The sequence below is a fragment of the Sporosarcina sp. Marseille-Q4943 genome (genome assembly GCF_943736995.1).
Classification (GTDB): domain Bacteria; phylum Bacillota; class Bacilli; order Bacillales_A; family Planococcaceae; genus Sporosarcina.
Map to the genome: position 1 here is coordinate 160,013 of NZ_OX031157.1, position 19,180 is coordinate 179,192.

Sequence of the window (19,180 nt, forward strand, 5' to 3'; positions counted from 1 at the left end):
ATCCTGGCGGGATATTATTTTGTCAATTTATTCATTTCATTTCCTAAAAATTGAAGCTGTTCCCCAATTGTGCACGTTCGGATGCAAAACTGGTGCGCCCCTGTTTTTCCGAAATCCTTCACTTGTTGCCTTTTCACAAAACATCCTTCACAATACGTATCAAGCACTTCATTGATTTCATTCATGACTGTCAATTTATCCATAGCAGCCTCCAAGTCTGGTCATTCATTCATTTTAATACGGTTTTCTGCGGGTTGCAACAAAGAGAAGGAGAGATGGAATATGATCGAATTATACGTAGATGGCGCAAGTGCCGGTAACCCGGGCAAAAGCGGCATCGGAATATTCATCAAAGGAGAAGGCAAGATCGTCAAATTATCCGTACCGATCGAGCCGACTAACAATCATACAGCCGAATTTCTAGCCCTTCTCCGCGGGATGGAAGAAGCCGCAAAACTGACGACCGGAATCGTTTCGGCCCGTTCGGATTCAAAAGCTGTCGTCTCGGCTGTAGAAAATGAATTTGTGAAAAACGAAGTACATAAGGAATATTTGAATAAAATCTTATCCATTGCTGAAACGTTCGATTTCTTTTTCATCAAATGGATACCTGACACCGAAAATCGTGCTGCCGATGCACTCGCCCGGGAAGCGATCCATAAACAAATGGATAAGGATGATGGCGTGAAATGATGAGAAGCATCCGCCCCATACCTTATTTCGCTTTCATGAACGTTACGGTGTTCTCTATGTTGTCATAAAGCACCCATTCCTTGTCGAAAACGACAGCCCCGACATTGACAAGAGTCTGGCCGCCGCTCACATCATAAGGATGATCGAAAAGGACGGCCTCCTCTTCCCTGCCGCTGCGCAATAACCCAGAACGATGGCTATGGCCGTAAAACGTCAGGCCTTTCGATACATCTGCCTCCAGTAACGACCAAGGTTCGCCGCCCCACTTCCACTGATGGCCATGAATCACTTCAGCCGCGTCCAATTCAATTTTCTCGGGCATTGCCGAAAGCATTTTGAGCAACGGGTCATCTGTTTCCGTAATGAGCAATATCCGCTCTTCCTGGTTTCCTTTCACCGATGGGAAATTGAGCAACTCAACAAAACCCTCTGGTAAAATCATTACTTCTTCAAGTGTGCTATATGTGCGTTCATTTACATAGCGCTTACTAATTGTGCACTCGAACAAATCTCCTGTCCCGATTAAAACGGCCTCTGGTGCTCGTTCGTTAATATGGGACAGGACATCCTCCAAATCCCCTTTGGAGGAATGTATATCCCCAACAATTGCATATTGCATTTCCAAGGCACCTCCGCCATCGTTTTACCCTTTTTCCACTTCAACGACTTCCCTTGAAATCCAGTCGCTGTAACTTCCTACATATAATTTGACGTTGTCATAGCCATTCTGCTTCAGCATCGCAAATAACGGAGCGGCGGTTACACCACTGCCGCAATACACAACGACTTCATCATTGTGCTCCACTACTTGTGAAAGTTGCTGACCCACGTCAGCGTCCATGTTGAAAGAGCCATCCTTTTTCAAACGTTCCCAGTCGAAATTCAATGCGCCCGGAATATGACCGGCAATCGGATCGATCGGTTCGACTTCACCGCGATACCGTTCAGCTGAACGTGCATCGAGCAACACATTGCCGGTTTTTCCTTCAACCGTCTGTTCGACGAATTCACGAGGAGCAATAATCGATTCGTCCCAGACAGGTTCGACATCGGACCGGTCAGGAACTTCCGCTTTTTCGGAGACAGGGACACCGATTTCCGCCAGCTCCCTAAAGCCTTCCAAAATAATGAAGGAATTTTTAAATCCGCCATATTGAAGGATCCACCAGGCTCTTGCCGCAAAAGGGCTGCCTCCGTCGTCATAGATAAGGATCCGGTCATCGAGTTCAAGGCCGCTTTTTCGGAATAGCTCTGTCAACGTCTGCTTATCGGGCAGTGGATGCCTTCCCATATTTTTAGTCATGTCAGAAAGATCATCCTCGAGATTCCAGTACAATGCCCCTTTAATATGCCCCTCTTCGAATTTTTTTCTCCCCGCATCGCTCTCTTGCAATGAAAAACGGGCATCAATCCATTTTACATCGTGGATATCCACATCTTTGATCGACTTGAACACTTCACTCATTTCAACCCATCCCCTTCAGTTGGATTTTCTTATGAATCGCGCGCCATTCGTCCAATTGCTCTGTATCTTTCAAGAGGGATCGTTCCGATTCGATTTGCTTAACGCTTTGATTCAGTAAATGGAGACGCAGCCCTTCCGCTTCCGCCTCGATCCACTGCTCCGCCCAAAATTCAATCCGTTCCTTCTCCTTGCCCAAATAGATCGAAGCATCTTCTTTCAACCGTTCTTCCAACCGGTTTTTCAATACGAGACGCTCGCCTTTTTCAAAAAATGACTTCTGGTTTTTGAATGAACGGTTGACATCTTTATATACTGCGGGATTTTCAAAAGGCACAGCGAACGTTAGCATTTCAGCATCTTCCGCTTCATACGGGGAAGGTGAAATGGAACTGTCCTTTTCGGAAAGGAACCGCATCTCTGACCGCTCCCGCTCTTTCAATAATTTATTCATGAAGTTCAGCATACGTAAATTGGTCACTTTCAATTCTTGCGTCAAATCGAACCCTGTCATCTGCACCGTTTCAGCGAGCGCCATCGTTAACGCCCTTTCAGCGGGGTGATTGGCAAACGTCGACGGACTGTAGCCTTCCTTGAAAAAGTCCCCAAAACGAAGGAAAACACGCTGTAAAATGTAATAGACCAATTCATTCAATTCATTGCTGGAGGCTTTCCGTATCACTTCTCCAAAGCCATTTGCATAACGTGCGCGAACTTCCTGCTCAAATCGGTCGAGCTCCACCATACGTTCTGCCTTGCGAGACCTGTTCACTTCCGCACGCTCAATCAATATCGCAAGTCGATTGACAGCTTTAACCGCCTCTTCTTCCAAAGCTTGGACGGCTAGCCCTTTCAAATCGTCCTTCAAGAAATGACCAAAATGCTGCTCAAAAGCTTCCATGGCGGCATCCTGACGATCATTCATCTTCGCTTCCAATGCTTGCAAGCTTGAAATTCCGTGTACACGAGGATGACGGATTCCGAAAGCTGCCAGTTCCTGTTCAACGAAAGAAAGGACTGTTTCCGCCTCTTCCGCATTATTTGCCAAATCGATCGCATTCACGATAAAGAACATCTTATCCAATTCAAAGGCATCTTTCACACGACCGAGTTGAATGAGGAATTCGCGGTCGGCTCGCGCGAATGCATGATTGTAATAAGTGATGAAGAGGATTGCGTCGGCATTCCTTATATAATCGAAAGCGACATCGGTATGCCGTGCATTAATGGAGTCAGCCCCTGGCGTATCGACGAGCGTTATCCCTTGCCTCGTCAACGGACAGTCGATATACAAATCGATGGAATCGACGAAGCAGCTTCGCTCCTCCTCCGCCACGAACCGAGTAAATTCAGTTTGATCGACATTTATGACAGAACCTAATTTATCTCTATAAACCGGGTAGCCCGTCTCAAATGCGCGGATGAATGTTTTATGGATATGCAGGCTTTCATCTTCAAGCTCTTTTCCTAAGACTGCTTCGGCTTTTTCGAACGCTTCTTCCAATGTTAAGATCGGCATCCCGAGCGCTTCGAATGAAAATGCAACATCTTCAGTCATCTGATTGACTGTTTTCAAATGAACATCCGCTGTCCTGTCCTCTTTGCCAGTAACGAGTGGTCTGATCCGATTAATGGCGGCTGTCGTCGGATTGGGTGAAACCGGCAACACGCGGTCGCCGAGCAAAGCATTGGAGAAGGACGATTTCCCAGCACTGAACGCCCCGAATAAGGCGACAGTGAATTCCTGATGGGAAAGACGGTCAGCCTTGTTCCACAAATAATCGGCCGTCTCCGAAAAACCTGGGATATCCATCACCGACTGCGCAATGTGAAGCGCCTTGTCAATAACACTCCCCGCATCTGGAATGTCCGAAGTCATTTCAACTGTATTTGCCAGTTCCTGCTGGACGACATTGTGCACCGTCTCGTTTTCCGCAGTCATCAACTTATCAAGTTCTACCGTTTCTATTTCCGTTTTCCTCTCCCATTGCTGGAGCAACAATTCGCTGGAAGTTTTTAAACTTGCAGTTGGAGCAGCAAGACTATTGGTGAAGTCGGCTCGTTTTTGATCTATTTTATTCACTTGTGCAATGGCTGCCAACTTTTGCTCAAGCGATTGTATCGCTTGAAGCAGCGGCTCCGATTGTTCATTGCCCGCAGATGCTGCGATTGCCGACATTTCTTGTTTCCAATCGTCCGTCAATCTCCGGAAAACTTGCTGGATGGCAGTCTTCATCTGCTCCGTCATATTCAATACGGTTTCACCCGTAACAACATCCGAAACATTCAACTGCTTGTCGATTTCCTCGAACGGCACGGACATATCCATTTCGTCAATCGCAATCGACCGTTCATCATTCATCAAACCTGCATCTGTAAGCGTCTTTTTCATAATCGCTTTTACATGCACTTCAATCTGAGTATGTATTAGTTTCGATAAGTTTGTAGCTAAGGAATTCTTTCGCTTCGCTTTTTCCTCTGCAGTCTTCTTAGCACCGAATAATAAACCGACTTTGAATCGCGGGGATTTCGACTCCAAATAATCCTTCAATAGCTCCCGCGTTTCAAAAGGGCTGATCGATGCATTGCGCAACAAATCATTCCGCTCCCTTTCAAAAGTCGCATAAAACTCATCCCCCGACAGAAGAGAAGCGCGCTTCTTCAGTCCGTCCAATTCAGAGGAAAGTTCTTCGTATTGATTCCACTCTTCTTCTGATACGATTTTGGAATATGCTGATTTGCAATCAGTCCGCTCGCTTTCTAGAAATTCTAGATGCTCTTCCTTCAATTTCAAGAGGGATTGCTCGGCGTTATCCAAGAAATGATCCTTCCAATTTACAATTGAACCTTCGACGATCCCTTTCACCTTTTCAAAATCATTGAATGGCAGGTCATCGGATTTTAATGATGTATAGAAGATTCCTTTCGGTTCAACGCCCCAAAGTTTGAAAGAATCTTCAACCGATTTTTTGAAGTCCACGAAAGGCAATTCACTTTCCCGGTGCTTGTCAATTTGATTAATAATCAAATAAACATTGGCGTTATAGCGCAAAAGTTCTTTCGTGAATTTGAAATTCAGTTCCGACTGAACGTGGTTGTAGTCCATCGTGTAGAAAACGAGATCGGCTAAATGAAGTGCCGATTCTGTCGATAAGCGATGGGCATCATCCGTCGAATCGACTCCGGGTGTATCCATGACTGTTATCGCTTCCGGCAAGTTGGACGCGGGATGACCAATTTCAATTAGTGAAATTTCTGCGCCATCCTTACTGAAGGACTTGATTGCATCAAAGAAACGATGGCCCTTGTATTTGACGAGGGAGCCGTCCGTCCGATGAATAATTGCAAATTCTTCATCCGTCTTTTTCACTTTGACAATATTGGCGCTCGTCGGAATTGGACTGGAAGGCAAAAGGTCCTCCCCTGTCAACGCATTGATCATCGACGATTTGCCGGCCGAGAAATGACCTGCGAATCCGATCACAAACTCTTCATCCATCAATTTACGTGCTAATGAAGCTGCTTTCTTAACACGTTCTTCATCGTGATTCTTGTTAAATAAATGACCGTAAATAGCTGTTCGTTCTAAAATATCATTAGTAAACATAATATTCGATCCTTCCTAACATTCTCTATCTACTATACCATTTTTCGTAACTGATGAACCTTGATTGAAAATTCGGAGTTTATATAGGCAAAAGGCTGTCTTTAATCAAGTTTCCTCGATAAGAAAGACAGCTTTTATTACTTATTTCTTGACGAATGTCTGTAGATCCACCGGGAATATCCCAGCAATGACATCTTTCATTTCTTGTTCTTCACCTTCTAAGAGAATATGCACAGTCCCGGAATCTTCCGACGTCCGAATGAGGCGTCCAGCGCCTTGCCTTAGACGTAACAACATGAATGGTAAATCCACTTCCTCGAACGGTTTTTCCGCGTGCTTCCTCCGCGCGTCGAATAAAGGATCTTTCGGAGGAAACGGCAAATCATAAATAATGACACGAGTTAGTGCGTCTTGCGGAATATCGAGCCCTTCCCATAGATGATAGGAGCACAGGACGGAAATTTCCTTCTGCTGGAACTCGCGGACAATCGAAGATAATTCCCGTTCCCCTTCAAACGCGATTCCCTTTCTTTGCTCTTCATTCAACGCTGATTGGAACTGTTTCATCGACTGCTCCGATTTGAACAGCAACAATGTTTGTTGCCCATCCTGCAGCAAGTCGAGCACGTATTTCGGCTTCTCTCCTGCATCCATATCAGCTGCAATGACTTCCATCTTTTCTTCGTAATCGAAAGGCGATTCCACTGAAAACGAGAGGAAATCATCAATGCCGAGACTATCTAAAATATACGAAAAATCCTGTCCGACCGAAAGCGTAGCCGATGAAAAGACGATCGGAATATTGGATGAAAACAGCTTCTCTTGTAATATGTCCGTGACGAGACGCGGCATGATGATGAGTGTCATCCCATCTTTACTAACCTCTAACCAGTCAACCGCATCGTTTTCTGACACAAATAATTCCATGGAATAAATATATTGTTCCAAGTATTCCTCTACCATTTTCAAGTCATATTCTGGAATGATATATAATTCACCTTCAAACACGAACTCTTCCAGTAAAGCGGTTGAAATGGAGATCGCTTCCCTTCCGGCTGAAAGGATTTCCCCGTCTTTTCGAATCGCTTTCCGTTCATCTCCGCTTTCCATCGTTGCCGACTTGAGAAGGCGGAAGAAATGTTCATGGATGTCAATTAAGCGCTCCATCAATTGCAATGTCTCTTCACGGACGCCGTCAACCATGACCCGTTCCAGCAGGTTAAGCAACGTATTATTTTGAACTTCATACGTTAGTGCACGTTGGGCGGAATACTCCAGCAAATGACCTTCATCGAAAACGATCATCGATATATCAGGAAGTAGTGGCAATTGACCTTGGCGCTTCCTCGATTCCTTCGTCCAAATATGCTCCATATAAAAATCATGTGAGCAAATGATCAGGTCCGCCGCTTCACGATAATGATTCCGGTGAATTGTCTGTCCGCAGCGATTTCGAATATCGCATGCTGCGCATTGTTGGACGGGATGGAAATTCATTGTTTTCCATTGCTCGTCGTTCAAATGAGGATAATCCGAACGTTCCCCATAAGGGAAGATCGATTGCAGCGACATATTTCCACGGACAAAATCAGGCAAACCGGTATGCACATTCTCCGCAAAATCTTCTATCGATGCATCTACCGCTTCATCCAATCTCTTTAAACATAAGTATTGATCCCTCGCTTTGGCGAGACGAACGTCGATATCGATTTGCAATGCATCACTAATTTTGCGAATATCGCCTTCTTCTTTCACAAGCTGATCAATTAACGTTTCATCTGCACAGGAAATAAGGGCAGGTTTTCCCGTATACCTCGCATAAGCTATGGCCGGCAATAAATAGGCGATCGTCTTCCCGGTTCCGACTCCTGCTTCTGCCAAGAGAACTTTCTTCTCTTTCAGCGCTTGTTCAATTTGAAATGCCATATAGATTTGTTCGTCTCTGCATTCGAATCCCTTTTCAGTCAAATCGTCATATAATGTATCGCCAATCCAATCATTCAAGGATTCATAGAATGATTTTTCCTTCGTTAATGAAAATGGCATTTTCCTTTTCATTTGCGCTCCCCTTTCCTTTTCGCACATGGAAACGGAAGAGGCAGGACCTCTTCCGTTTCATCTGACCGCTTATTTTCGTTGACCCCAATATTGATAAAAGTCTGTTCGAATAAATCCATTGAACAGCTTGCGCTTCTTCGTAGCTTTCTTGCCGTACATTGTTTCGAAGTTTTCCAATGAAGAGAGCATGTATACGGACCATGATGGATACCTATCCATTATATGACCGATTACACGGGCAAGTTCCTCAGCTTCTTCAATTTCACCTAATCGTTCCCCATAAGGAGGATTGCCGACTAGCACACCATTCAAACCTTCGACAGTCAAATCCTTGACGTCACGCTGTTCGAAGCGGATCAAATCCATGAAGCCGGCTTCTACTGAGTTTTGCTGGGCAATCTTGATCATCCTAGGATCCACATCGAATCCTGTAATGTCAAGCGGTTGATCATATTTCGCAAGGTCTTCGGCTTCTTCCCTGACGCGGTCCCATATCGCTTGATTCATCCAAGGCCATTGCTCACTGCTGAAATCACGGTTATAACCCGGTGCAATTTGCTGCCCGATCATTGCTGCTTCGATCGCAATTGTTCCCGATCCACAAAACGGATCGACGAACGGTCTATCGGGATTCCATCGGGTCAATTTAACGAGGGCCGCCGCCATCGTCTCTTTAAGCGGAGCATCCCCTTGCCCGACACGATAGCCGCGTTTATGCAAACCGGCGCCGCTCGAATCGATTGTCAACGTCACTTTATCTTTTAATATGGATACTTCGAGCTTGAATAATGGACCCGTCTCATCTAAAAAACCAATCCGTTTATACGCAGATTTTATACGTTCCACGATTGCTTTCTTGACGATTGCCTGGCAATCGGGTGTGCTGTACAATATCGATTTCACCGATTTTCCTGCGACTGGGAATTTTGCATCGACAGGCAAATATTGCTCCCACGGAAGGGATTTTGTCTGTTCAAACAGTTCGTCGAATGTTGTTGCTGTGAATTCACCGACGATGATGCGGACACGATCTGCGACACGAAGCCACATGTTTGTTTTGGCAATTGCTGTTTCATCGCCTTCAAAGTAGATCTTTCCGTTTTCTGTTTTCGTCTGGAAGCCGAGTTCTTTCACTTCATCCGCAACGATCGATTCCAGCCCCATGGCCGATGTGGCGACCAATTTATAGTTTGTCATGCATTTCCAACTCCAATTCTGAATGTACGTAGGTATAAGAAACTATTTGTATACACTGCTATGTAGTCTGTGTGAATTTAATCAATTTAATATCCCAATAACGAAGAAATGCTCTCCAAACGAGAAGGAGAGCATTGATTGTTATGTAGAACCATCGTAAATTCGATAAGCCATGTTTTGTTCCCGTGTACTCGAACGGCTTGCGCCTCGTACTTAGGGTGGTAATCATCTATCTACAGACAATGTCTGTCCCTTCATCTGTTCAATTCCTTCAGAAGAGTGCCCCTACCATAATTTGGGTTTCTCGCTCGTGGGGTTTACCGCGTTCCATCTGAGCCGTTTCCGGATCAGCTACGTCACTGTGGCACTTTTCAGGAGACCTCATCCATATGTGCAAGCACACTTAGGATTTATCCCCGCCGTCAATGCGCAATGCGCAAAGCCCCGGCTTATTTTTTCGCCGAGCACGAACACTACGGTCATCTCAGAACCGTGCGAGCATGGACTTTCCTCTACAACTGATGTTGCAGCGATTACCTGAATTCACGCTATGGTTACAATAGTATACTGCAATTTTCGACAAAAATCAACATTTTTCTCTGCGAAGCCAAGGATCTGCTTATTTATTCGTGATCGTACAATTTGCTTCCGAATACGTGCTTCTCCAAATTTGAAATCCTTTTTAACAGATCAAAGTTCGTTGTATTGGCGTTAGTAGCCATTGGACGTTTAGCTGTTGATGCAAGTTCATCCTTCAGCTTTTCATTTTCCATACGTAATTCAGAAATTGTTTTTTTGAAAGCTTCATAATCCTGAATGACTTGATCCAGGAAAAGATCCACATCTTCTTGATTATATCCGCGTAAACCTGTTTTGAACTCTTTTTCAAGAATTGTTTTAGAATCAAGTTTTATTTCCATGAAATGACGCCCTTCCATCAATGTTTACATGTCGCAAGTATAGCATATTTTGTACAACTTTGTCTTTCTATTTCCGTTCATAAGGAGGATTTTGTCGGTTAGTGCGCTTCCCCGGGAAATAGCTTTTTCATTAATCTTATTTCCCTATGAGTGAATTCATTTCCCATCCGGATTTTAAATCGGTTCGTCATGTCCGGATCTTGTCGCAAGTGACGGATCGCTTCCTTTGTGTAATGCAGTGCTTTTGCCGGATCTTTCATTTTATGCTCGAACAGCTTCGCCAATTCCTCATAGGCGATGACTCTTTCCCTTCCCGTCAAACTATGTGCGGCAATTTTAAATGATTCGATGGCTTCGATTTGACGCCCTTCCTTTTTTAGGAGAAATCCGATGTGAAAATGCGCCTTCGGTTCTTCTGTTCCATATTCAGCTATGACATCCATTAGGACATCTTTGCTTCGGTTAAACGATTTTAGGTCCGTATACCATTTTCCGATATTCGTTTTCGCATTCGCGGAAGAAAGTGAGTCATCTCGCAACAGAAGGTCTGTTGAACGAATATATAAGGTGACGAGGGAAAGGATATCCCATTCATTATGAAGAAGGACTTTCATCAATAACTCGGCGCGGCCATTCTTTACCGCATCCTGATAGATGATCGGGGCCATATGGCCGGGAATATCGCCTTCGCGGAAGAAACCGAGCTGTTCTTCTTCGACTGCCGTCAATTTAAATGTTTCCATTTCATTTTTCCAAATCCTTTTCGAGCCATGCAGCAAATCAATTTCAGTATGCTTCAGCAACTGGGGTAGTACATTTCTATTCATCGTCCATCTCGTTTGCACTTGCGGCATATCGAAGCTTTTTCCGTTATACATGACGATGGACATCGGTGTTTTCCATAGATCTGTAGCATAAAGGAATGCCGCTTCATGATCCGGTCCGGGCAACACATATTGTGTCAATGTGAATGCTTCTTCCGTATATTCGATGAAGCCCATAAGGAAGATGAGTGTGCCTGCGCCTTTCAAGCCGGTCGTCTCCGTATCGAAAAATACGAGCGGCCTTGTAAAGTCAGGCGCCAGAGGATGGATTTCCTGTGATTCGCGCCATTTTTCCACTGTGTCCAACAACCCAGAAAGTGCAAACTTCCCATGTCGGTGTTGCGGTTCATAGACGACAGTTCGTTTGTAGACGATTCCGAATTCGTTTTCCTCTTTTGTCAATCCGGCCGCTAACCATCTCTTCTCATAAGGAGGAGCTGGAGGCGTTTCGCGTTTCTTCGGTGCATCAGGCTTTACCTCGGCTAGAGGAGCTTTCTTTTTCAGCAGCTTCTTCATTTCCATCATTTTAGCTTCATAAGACATCTGAGTTACCCCCAACGAGGGCTTGGAGAAGGACGATGACATCCCTTTTCATCCTGATTCCCTCTTCCTGCGCGCCTATACAGACCGGACAACCGTTTTCGCAATGGCATCCTCGCACGTGCTCTGCCGCCTTTCTCAGCAGTTCATCCCAACGGCCAAAGATCTTTTCACTTAAGCCGATGCCACCGGGATAACTATCGTAAATGAAAATTGTCGGTTTCCCCGTATGGATTGCCTTCACTTGAGGGACAACATGGATATCTGACCGGTCACAACGGACAAATAACGGGATGAACGATTGGATTGCATACGCGGCACCTGTCAAAGCGTCCGTCAAATCGGACTCCTTCCATCCGTCCGGTACGTCGAATGAATACCAAGTGGATGATGTATGCAGCTCTTCCGCGGGCAGAGAGATAGGTCCAGAGCCGATATTGTCATGGGAATCAAAACGGATTTTCTTGAAAATAGTTGGGATCGCCAATACAGCAATATCTCCGTACGCCACTTCTGCTTCTCCGAGTTGCGTGCTTTCATCTTCGTTGATCACTTTCAATTCTACGGCCAAGTTGGCATCCGTATAATAATCGACATCGACTTCCGTCACATATGCCTTTTTCTCTTCCCAATCTAACATTTCGACTTGATATTGCTTTCCTTGATGGATATAGATCGCCTCTTCGTGCAGCAAAGTCATTGCACTATAGCGGTCCATTTCCCCGATTACGACGGTCCCTTTAGGAATCGTCTTATCGATGATCACGACATTTTCCTGCGAAGCCGAGCGTAGACTGATTTCGCTAGCTGGGAATCGGTCCGTCATCCAATGCCATTTATCCGATGTTTTCACGAGCACCCCTTCGCTTTCCAAAAAGGCGAGCAACTCCTGGACCTCGAATTCCCCATACGTTTCCGTCATTGTGAACGGCAATTCAAATGATGCACATTTCAAATGATCCATGAGGATGAGCATGTTGTCAGGATGGATCCTCGCTTCTTCAGGAGTTTGGCCCAACAAGTATTCAGGATGCTGGATAATGTATTGGTCTAGTGCCATCGATTGCGCGACGTAGATTATTAGAGCGTCGTCCTGCCTTCTTCCTGCTCTCCCGGCCTGTTGATAGGCGCTCGCGATATTTCCCGGATAGCCAGTCATGATGCAAGCTTGTAATTGCCCGATATCGATGCCGAGCTCCAGCGCATTCGTGCTCACGACCGTCTTTATTTCACCGTCGCGAAGCCTTTTTTCGATTTTTCTCCGTTCCGAAGGCAAATAGCCGCCCCTGTACCCCATAATCGTCTGATCCAACAGTTTTTTCTTCGTCAATTCCTTCATATACGTAACAAGCATTTCAACGCGCACCCTGCTCTTTGCAAAGATGATTGTTTGAATTCCTTCACTGTACAAAAACGATGCAATATCCCTTACTTCGAGGATTGCGCTTCGCCGGATGCCGAACGTTTTATGGACAACCGGCGGATTGTAGAAGATGAAATGCTTGACCCCTGAAGGAGCGCCATTTTTGGATATGAGGCGCATCGGTGTGTTTGTCAACGCCTCGGCAAGCTCTTTCGGGTTGGCGATTGTTGCCGATGTGCAAATGAAAGTCGGATTGCATCCATAATAATTGCAAATGCGCTTTAACCTTCTTAATACATGTGCAACATGGCTTCCGAATACCCCTTTATACGTATGCAATTCATCTATGATGATATACTTCAAATTTTCGAATAGAGAAACCCATTTCGTATGATGTGGCAAAATGCCCGAATGCAACATATCGGGGTTCGTCAAAACGATATGACCTGATTTCCGCACTTTCGTACGCAGTCCGGGCGCCGTGTCCCCATCATATGTGTAACTGAGAATTGTCTCTCCGCTCGCCTCGATTAGTTCATGCAAGTCTGCCAGCTGGTCTTGAGCAAGAGCTTTTGTCGGAAACAGATAAAGCGCGCGTGAAGCGTCATCCTCCAAAATGCTTTGCAGGACAGGCAAATGATAGCATAATGACTTACCTGAAGCGGTAGGAGTTACAGCTGTAATCGAATTGCCGGAAGACGCGAGATCGAATGCGTCGCGCTGATGACTGTATAAGCGTTCAATTCCTTTCTCCGCCAGTGCCTTTACGATGGAAGGATGAAGCTGTTCCGGAAAGGATGCGTATTCAGCCGATTTCCCCTCGATCTTTTCATAGTGACGAATATTAGTAGATAGCTCAGGATCGGATAAAAAACGATCCACTGTTTCCCGGACACTTATCTTCTTCATCCTTCCTCCCCTCCCTTACGCTGTAATTCGTCTAAAACCGTTCGTAATGTGTACGTCGCGGAATTGATTGAAAGGACAAAACGCTTTTTTCCTGTCTTCGGGTAAAAAGATTGCACAATAAATTGTTTCATCGATTCGTTCAATGATTCGATTTGATGTAAATGAACATATTTCGGCCTTTCTTCTCGAATTAACGTTCGAATCTCCTCTGTCCATTCATCAAGTAATTTATGATTTATATCTGCATAAGGTTTCACTTCTATATAAAAATCGGGCTCACGATCTAATTCCCGCATTGCTGGGAGTCTTTCCAAGCACTCTTCACAAACAGAAAGGAGCCGTTCTGTTTTTTCTATTAAGCTTAACAAGTGATCTCTTCCTTTCCGAAGTCTCTCCTATAGTTTATCAAAAACTGTAGGTGGACACCAATCCCTAACGAACGTGCATTCTTCAAAACTATTTGGACAATATTTCCACGGAACTTTTAGAGTCATAATGCGTCTACTCATTATGGTATGATAGGAAATGCGAGGTGGTAGGAATGACAATTCGATATCCGAACGGAAAAAAGTATGTTCCGGTACAACGCTCTGTCAGAGAGGATAATAAAAATCTTTCGTTCAGCAACCGGGGGAAAACATTAGAGGACGAATTGAACGAAACGAATGAATATTATTTATCCAACAATAAAGCCGTCATCCATAAGAAGCCAGTCCCTATCCAAATCGTACACGTGAAATATCCTGCCAGAAGTGCAGCTGTCATAACCGAAGCATATTTCCGATCTCCTTCCACAACTGACTATAATGGAGTTTGGAAAGGAAGATATATTGATTTTGAGGCAAAGGAGACGAAGAATACGACTTCCTTTCCGTTGCAAAATATTCATGAGCATCAGGTCGAGCATATGAAAAAAGTGACCGAGCAGGCAGGCATCGCGTTTCTGTTGGTGAAATTTACTGTTCTTGACCGATATTTCATCGTTCCCTACGAGTACTTCGAAAAAAAGTGGGAAAGAATGATAGCAGGAGGAAGGAAATCTATTACACTCTCTGAAATGGAAGAGATATCCATAGAGATTAACGCAGGTTACAATCCAAGGCTCGACTATTTGGCCGCTTTGGACATTCTATTGAAACCTGAATCAGATATGATTGAAAGGCAGGAAAACGTATGAGTGATCAAACAAAATCCCGAGCAGCCCGACGCCAGCAGATGGAGGCGGAACGGAAGCGCAGGAAGAATAAAAATCAGAAGAATGGCAGCAATATTGTCAAGAAGATAATTCTTGGTGTAATTGCCATAGGCTTTGCGATATTAGTCGGCGGAGCAGGATTATTCGCTTACTATGCGAGTAGCGCGCCAGCACTTGATGAAAGTTTATTGAAGGATCCGCTCACGTCCGATATTGTCGACCGAGACGGAAATGTGTTCATGAAATTCGGCGCCGAAAAACGGGAGTTCGTCCCTTTTGAAGATATACCGAAAGAGATGGAAGCTGCCGTCCTTGCAACAGAGGACGTCCGATTCTACAAACACCATGGAATGGACTTTTGGAGACTGGGCGGTGCTGTTTTAGCTAACTTCCAAAGCGGCTTCGGTTCGCAGGGAGCCTCCACTCTCACACAGCAAGTCATTAAGAACTCTTTCCTATCACATGAAAAGACATTGAAGCGGAAAGCCCAAGAAGCATGGCTCGCCTTTAAGCTTGAGAGAGAGTATTCAAAAGAACAGATTTTTGAAATGTATTTTAATAAAATCCTTATGTCCGGCAACATATACGGAATCGGAACAGCTGCTAGAGAATTCTATGGCAAGGATTTGGATGAGCTAGAGTTGCATGAAATGGCGTTGTTGGCAGGGATGCCTCAATCCCCTAACGGCTATAATCCGTTCAAAAATCCAGAGCGGGCCGAAAAACGCCGGAATACCGTTCTGACTCTAATGTACAAACATAAAAAGATAACGAAGGAACAGATGGAAGAGGCAAAAGCCATCCCAGTGACGGAAACACTCCTTCCCGAAGATCAACGCCAACAAAATAAGGATTCAAAGTATCTAGCTTATGTTGACATTGTATTGGATGAATTGGAAGCAGCCGGCATGATGGACGTCCTTTCAGAAGGTGTGACCATTCAGACAGCTTTAGATCCGGCAGCACAGCAATCAGTCGAAAAGGCGATCAACTCGCCGATCTATGAGTCGGATGAGATGCAGGCGGGCATGACCGTCCTGAATACGAAAACCGGGGAAATCGTTGCTATCGGCGGAGGTCGGAACTTTACCGGACGGAATTTGAACTTCGCTTCAGGCGACAACCGTAGACAGCCTGGTTCGGTCATTAAACCGATCCTGTCTTACGGTCCTATTATCGAACACGATAGCTGGTCCACTGCACAAATCGTCGTCGACGAACCTTATAAGTATAAGGGCACCAACACATCAGTCCGTAACGTTGATGGGAAATACCAGGGCCCGATTACGATAAGAGAAGCATTGTACCGTTCTAGGAATATACCGGCCATTAAAGTATTCGAGGAAGTCGGAACGAAAAAGGCGAGTGATTTCGCAGGCAAACTTGGTCTTAAATATAAAGAATTGTATTCCTCGGATGCACTCGGAGGAGGGACAAATGAGTTTTCAACAATTGAAATGGCAGGCGCCTATGCTCCTTTCGGCAATGGAGGCATTTATACAAAGCCGCATGCTGTCAAGAAAATTATTTTCCGCGATGGGAAAACACAGCGTAACTTGGCACCCGACCCTGTCACGGTCATGAAAGATTCAACAGCCTATATGGTGACGGATATTTTACGCGACGTCACCACTTTAGGAACCGGAAAGACGGCGCATGTATCCGGATTGGATATGGCCGGAAAGACAGGTACGACAAACTATTCGTCAGATACAAAAAACAAACATGGTATGAAGAATACAGATGTGCCGGATAGTTGGTTCACCGGTTATACGACGGAATATACAATTTCCGTTTGGGGTGGCTACAAAAACTATACGACACCGATTACGACATATGACCGCGGTCGTTATGTGCCGCAAATCCTTTTCAGAACAGTCATGACCGATCTCGTGGCCGGAAAAAATACGCCGCGATTCAAAAAGCCAAGTTCTGTTGAAGAAGCGGTCATCGTTAAGGGTTCCAATCCAGCAATTCTGGCGAGCAATTCAACGCCTGATGCACTTAAGAGCACTGAACTGTTCGTAAGAGGAACGGTGCCGACAGAAATGGATGAAGAGGTTATTACTGAACTGCAAGCACCAGGCGGCTTGTCTGCACAATATGATGCAGAGACGAACTCGGTCTCATTGAATTGGTCATACGACAATCCAGATGAATTTATGCTTCCGGAACCTGTGCAATTCGATGTATCCGTTGCAGTGGATGGCAGCGAACCACAAAGTATGACAAAGACTTCCGAGCATGCCGTGACGTTCTCTGGAGTTGAATTGGGTCGCACGTACGTCTTCTACGTGACAGCTGTTTCTGGAGAAATCAAAAGCAGTCCAGCTTCCACTTCCCTGCTGATTGAAGGACAGACTGAAGATGACCCTGGTATGGAAGACGATCGTGAAGATGAAAATAATAACGGAAATAATGACGGCAACAATGGAAATAACAATGGAAACTGGAACAATGGCAACAATGGAAATAACGGTAACAACGGAAATAACAATAACGGCAATAATAATGGCAACTCCGGAGACTCCGATAATACCGGAGACGGCTCCGGCACTCCGGGTGATGAAACGAGCGACCCAGGAACTGGCGGAGATGAAGGTTCCGGCGATGGAACTGACGACGGCAGCAACAGATGATCACATAATGAAAAATAGCCGGAAGGGATTTAACCAATCCCTTCCGGCTATTTTATTTTTTCATTGCCAATCGGCTTACCGCTTTTTTCATCGCTTCTGTATACAATGCATCCAACTGAACGTATGCAAAATGCCCAGTTATCTTACTTCTGATGAATTGTAGCCGCTCTTTCCCGTTCAACGGTTCAATTGATGATGTTATTTCTCCATGTACAGAAGAATCATCAGGCAAAAACGCACCGAGCATTGCAGAATAATTATCAATTGCCTTTTCCATCATATTAATTGCTCGGGAATCCTTTTGCTCATAGGCTTCCTCAATCTTTTCTTTCATGGTCAACCAATTGTTCCAGAAAGAATAAAGCGTTTCCTTCTCAACTGAATTATGCAATGCCTTTCATCCGTTTCTTCCCTTCCCTGCACAACGGGAGGAGCGGACATTCACCGCATGCTGGATTTTGGGCTTTGCAATGATACCTTCCAAAGAAAATGATTTGATGGTGCGTATCCGTCCATTTTTCCCTAGGCGTCCAGCGCATGATTTTCTCTTCCACCACGAGAGGAGAGTCTTTCCATCGATTCATACCTAGTCGTTTGGCGACCCGCTCGACGTGTGTATCGACAGCCATTGCCGGGATGCCGAACGCATTGGAAACGACGACATTTGCCGTTTTTCTTCCAACTCCGGGAAATGTCGTGAGCAAATCTCGATCAGCCGGCACTTCTCCATCAAACTTTTCCAGGAGGAGGGCACACAATGCTTGAATGTTCTTCGCCTTATTCCGATACAAACCGATTGAACGAATATCGTCTTGCAGTTCTTCAATATCGACTGCCAAATAATCTTCGGGTTTTTTATATTTTTGGAACAAATCCGCGGTTACACGGTTCACGAGTACATCCGTACATTGAGCGGAGAGCAATGTGGCGACGAGCAGCTCAAAAGCATTTTCGTGCACCAGCTCACAATGAGCATCAGGAAACATCTCCCCGAATTGTTCGAGACAATATTCCCATTGTTTCTTCGTCAACATATGCAATCACCTATTCCCGTTCTTCCAGCCAATTATAAAAAGGAACCTTCTTTACGACAGTCTCCTGATTTTGAACTGGACGCATCATTGATGTCCTGAACGACCTGGATTGCTTTTCCACGTCATTCAACGTTCTCACTCTTTTCTTCTTCCATTCAAACAGAATCCGATCAATATAACGCAAGCTAAGTTTTTGGGCAAGTACGGCCTCTTTCAATGCCGCCTTGATAATCTGGACAGCATGTCCATCCTCATCCAGCCACATTGTAATCGTTTCGCATTCCATTGGAGATAAGAGACGGCCGAATTCCTGCTCGAACAACGTGAAGATTTCACCTTCTTCATCCTTGTCCTTCCTATCTTCCTCTACATTCTTTTCAGCTAGCACAATATTCACAAGCCTGTTCCATAACGGCTGCATCGAAAATTGTTCGTATAGTACTCCATTTTCATCCTGGCCCTGTTGGATCTCCAATAATCCACGTTGCATGAAACGTTGTAAGATTTCGGACACTTCATTCTCGGTTAAATGCATGCGTGCAGCTAGATCGTATGGTGTAGGGAATTGCGAACCACCCGCCTGAAATGCACACATATGAAGCAGAAGTATTGCATCTACATCTTTTATATCCAACGCTTTATAGTGCTGAAAAAAGAGCTGGGGAATAGTGACATTCCCCTGCTCAATCCAAATACGGAGCCGTTCTTCATCTTGCATGCCGAACACCTCACTATTCAT

General features: G+C 45.0%; 16 protein-coding genes and 1 other RNA gene. 3 read left to right on the plus strand and 14 right to left on the minus strand.

The genetic code is table 11. The annotated features are described in order from the left end of the window. Positions 1-14: 14 nt before the first annotated feature. Positions 15-203 carry a zinc-finger domain-containing protein gene (locus tag NIT04_RS09605; protein ID WP_252503399.1) on the minus strand — a complete coding sequence of 63 codons (189 nt, stop codon included), beginning with the start codon at positions 201-203 and terminating at the stop codon, positions 15-17. A gap of 79 nt (positions 204-282) precedes the next feature. Between NIT04_RS09605 and NIT04_RS09610 the strand changes: the two genes are divergently transcribed. Further along, entirely contained in the window at positions 283-693 is a 411-nt protein-coding gene (locus tag NIT04_RS09610) for a ribonuclease HI family protein (protein ID WP_252503400.1), read from the plus strand. Positions 694-715: 22 nt separating this feature from the next. On the opposite strand, the gene NIT04_RS09615 is transcribed toward NIT04_RS09610, so the two are convergent. The 10 genes from NIT04_RS09615 to NIT04_RS09660 form a co-directional block, all read right to left on the minus strand. Further along, the gene (locus NIT04_RS09615) at positions 716-1,312 is read right to left on the minus strand and encodes a metallophosphoesterase (protein WP_252503401.1); all 597 of its coding nucleotides are present in this window, start codon (positions 1,310-1,312) and stop codon (positions 716-718) included. A gap of 24 nt (positions 1,313-1,336) precedes the next feature. Beyond that, entirely contained in the window at positions 1,337-2,158 is an 822-nt protein-coding gene (locus NIT04_RS09620; RefSeq protein WP_252503402.1) for a sulfurtransferase, read from the minus strand. A 1-nt stretch (position 2,159) separates the two neighbouring features. Further along, the gene (locus NIT04_RS09625; RefSeq protein WP_252503403.1) at positions 2,160-5,762 is read right to left on the minus strand and encodes a dynamin family protein; all 3,603 of its coding nucleotides are present in this window, start codon (positions 5,760-5,762) and stop codon (positions 2,160-2,162) included. Positions 5,763-5,903: 141 nt separating this feature from the next. Further along, positions 5,904-7,820 carry an ATP-dependent DNA helicase gene (locus NIT04_RS09630; protein ID WP_252503404.1) on the minus strand — a complete coding sequence of 639 codons (1,917 nt, stop codon included), beginning with the start codon at positions 7,818-7,820 and terminating at the stop codon, positions 5,904-5,906. A 69-nt stretch (positions 7,821-7,889) separates the two neighbouring features. After that, complete coding sequence (locus NIT04_RS09635; RefSeq protein WP_252503405.1) at positions 7,890-9,017, minus strand: class I SAM-dependent RNA methyltransferase; 1,128 nt, start codon at positions 9,015-9,017, stop codon at positions 7,890-7,892. Between the two features lie 161 nt (positions 9,018-9,178). Then, an RNA gene (gene rnpB, locus NIT04_RS09640) (RNase P RNA component class B) lies at positions 9,179-9,562 on the minus strand. A 78-nt stretch (positions 9,563-9,640) separates the two neighbouring features. Beyond that, on the minus strand, positions 9,641-9,937 hold the full coding sequence (gene gpsB, locus NIT04_RS09645) for a cell division regulator GpsB (RefSeq protein ID WP_252503406.1): 297 nt from the start codon (positions 9,935-9,937) through the stop codon (positions 9,641-9,643). 98 nt (positions 9,938-10,035) lie between these two features. Continuing rightward, positions 10,036-11,304 (minus strand): ribonuclease H-like domain-containing protein, encoded by a 1,269-nt coding sequence (locus NIT04_RS09650; RefSeq protein ID WP_252503407.1) that lies wholly within the window; start codon positions 11,302-11,304, stop codon positions 10,036-10,038. Further along, a complete protein-coding gene (locus NIT04_RS09655; protein ID WP_252503408.1) occupies positions 11,294-13,573 on the minus strand; it encodes a DEAD/DEAH box helicase in 2,280 nt (759 codons plus the stop codon). The genes NIT04_RS09650 and NIT04_RS09655 overlap by 11 nt, the downstream gene beginning before the upstream one ends. Continuing rightward, positions 13,570-13,941, minus strand: coding sequence for a YppE family protein (locus NIT04_RS09660; RefSeq protein WP_252503409.1), 372 nt, complete (start codon positions 13,939-13,941; stop codon positions 13,570-13,572). Before NIT04_RS09660 ends, NIT04_RS09655 begins: the two co-directional genes overlap by 4 nt. A 173-nt stretch (positions 13,942-14,114) precedes the next feature. Here NIT04_RS09660 and recU point away from each other — a divergent pair, with 173 nt between their 5' ends. Together recU and NIT04_RS09670 are read left to right on the plus strand one after the other, a co-directional pair. Further along, positions 14,115-14,750 carry a Holliday junction resolvase RecU gene (recU, locus tag NIT04_RS09665; protein WP_252503410.1) on the plus strand — a complete coding sequence of 212 codons (636 nt, stop codon included), beginning with the start codon at positions 14,115-14,117 and terminating at the stop codon, positions 14,748-14,750. After that, positions 14,747-17,407, plus strand: coding sequence for a PBP1A family penicillin-binding protein (locus tag NIT04_RS09670; protein ID WP_252503411.1), 2,661 nt, complete (start codon positions 14,747-14,749; stop codon positions 17,405-17,407). The genes recU and NIT04_RS09670 overlap by 4 nt, the downstream gene beginning before the upstream one ends. Before the next feature lie 52 nt (positions 17,408-17,459). On the opposite strand, the gene NIT04_RS09675 is transcribed toward NIT04_RS09670, so the two are convergent. The 3 genes from NIT04_RS09675 to NIT04_RS09685 are packed head-to-tail and all read right to left on the minus strand — an operon-like array spanning position 17,460 to position 19,180. Continuing rightward, a complete protein-coding gene (locus NIT04_RS09675) occupies positions 17,460-17,798 on the minus strand; it encodes a YpoC family protein (protein WP_252503412.1) in 339 nt (112 codons plus the stop codon). Then, on the minus strand, positions 17,791-18,441 hold the full coding sequence (gene nth / locus NIT04_RS09680; protein WP_252503413.1) for an endonuclease III: 651 nt from the start codon (positions 18,439-18,441) through the stop codon (positions 17,791-17,793). Before nth ends, NIT04_RS09675 begins: the two co-directional genes overlap by 8 nt. A 10-nt stretch (positions 18,442-18,451) precedes the next feature. Continuing rightward, a complete protein-coding gene (locus NIT04_RS09685) occupies positions 18,452-19,180 on the minus strand; it encodes a DnaD domain-containing protein (RefSeq protein WP_252503414.1) in 729 nt (242 codons plus the stop codon).